Raw genomic sequence first — 1,540 nt, 5'->3', positions numbered from 1 at the left:
AATCGGCATAGGGGGCAGTCCAAGAGGACTGCTCCCCTGCCACACCACCCGGCATGCGGGTCCGCACCGGGCGGTTCGAGAAGTTGAGGTCAGGAGAGTCGAGGTAGCCCAAGGCTGTCGAAGTAGTCCACGGTGAGCACCCGATGAAGCGCTGAGAGACTGTTGTGCCACCAGCGACGGCTCAGTGCCGCGACCGACCGGGCCATTTGAGGACTGGCCCCAAGACGGCATAGTTCCCGGTAGATCGTCTTGCCCCTGCGCCACTGCTTGAGCTGTACAGCTCGTAGCCGACGCCGCAGCCACTCGTCCAGCGAGCGCCAGATTGTGGGAGTTTGCGCCATTCCAAAGTAAGCCTTCCAGCCCAGCATGTAAGACCGCAGTCCATCGACAACCGCTTGCATGCTGCGCCCGCCGCTGCGTCGCGTCAATTGCCGCACACGCTGCTTGAAGGTAGCTATCGGTTTGGCAGCCACTGTGCGCTTGACCACACCGCCCGGGCCCCTCCGTAGGGCATAACCCAGGAACTTGCGGCCAAACACGCCAGCCACCGCACTCTTGGCTTCGTTGACCTTCAGTTTCAGCCGCCCGTAGAGTCGCCGCAGCAGTGCCATCACCCGCTCGCCCGCCCGACGACTGTGCACATACACGTTGCAGTCATCGGCATAGCGTGCAAAGCAATGCCCGCGCCGCTCCAACTCCCGGTCCACTTCATCAAGCAGGACGTTGGCCAGCAGCGGCGACAGTGGCCCGCCTTGCGGCGTGCCCTCGAATCGCTCGATCACTATCCCGCCGTCCATGATGCCCGCCTCCAGATAGGCACGCACCAGCCGGATCACTCCGGCGTCGTCGATGCGTCTCTGCAAACGGCCTATCAGGATGTCGTGATTGACCCGGTCGAAGAACTTCTCCAAGTCCACGTCCACCACCACGTGCCGACCCGACTGCACGTACGACTGCGCGGCCAACACCGCATCGTGCGCACGCCTGCCAGGTCTGAATCCGTAGCTATGCTCGCTGAAGGTTGGATCCAACAGAGGCTGTAGCACCTGCAATAGTGCCTGTTGGATCAGCCGGTCCACCACCGTCGGGATGCCCAGCTCGCGCTGAGTTCCGTCCGGCTTAGGAATCGCCACTCGACGCACCGGGTTGGGCCGGTACGTACCCTGCAGCAGTTGCCCACGGATGCGCGGCCACTCGGTCTTCAGCATGAGGGCCGTCTGGCCAATGTCCAGTCCGTCCACGCCAGCTGAACCTCGGTTGGCTCGCACCCGCTTGAGGGCTCGCTGCAGGTTCTCTCTCGTCAGCGCTGCCTGCAGCAGTGCCGACCCCGTATCCTCATTTCCGTGGCGCGGGCAGCCCGTTTCCTCGCTGGCAGGCTTGGACCTGGCTTCACCAGAGCCGATACCCGCCCGCCCCGCGCAGGCGGGCATCTGAGGCATTACGTTTTGCATCGCCATGTCGAGCAATACTCCTTCTCGTTAGGCCCTTCGCCGTTTGACTCCCGGCCTCTTCGGCCCCGCTACTCCGGCTACTACGACCT

At 63.6% G+C, this 1,540-nt stretch carries 1 protein-coding gene; it reads right to left on the bottom strand.

The features are described from left to right. Positions 1-89: 89 nt before the first annotated feature. Positions 90-1,457 (bottom strand): group II intron reverse transcriptase/maturase, encoded by a 1,368-nt coding sequence (gene ltrA, locus WKW77_RS34930; RefSeq protein ID WP_340361467.1) that lies wholly within the window; start codon positions 1,455-1,457, stop codon positions 90-92. Positions 1,458-1,540 lie beyond the last annotated feature (83 nt).

It is taken from the genome of Variovorax ureilyticus (assembly GCF_037889935.1).
Taxonomy (GTDB): domain Bacteria; phylum Pseudomonadota; class Gammaproteobacteria; order Burkholderiales; family Burkholderiaceae_C; genus Variovorax; species Variovorax ureilyticus.
This window is presented reverse-complemented; position numbering and strand designations above follow the sequence as displayed.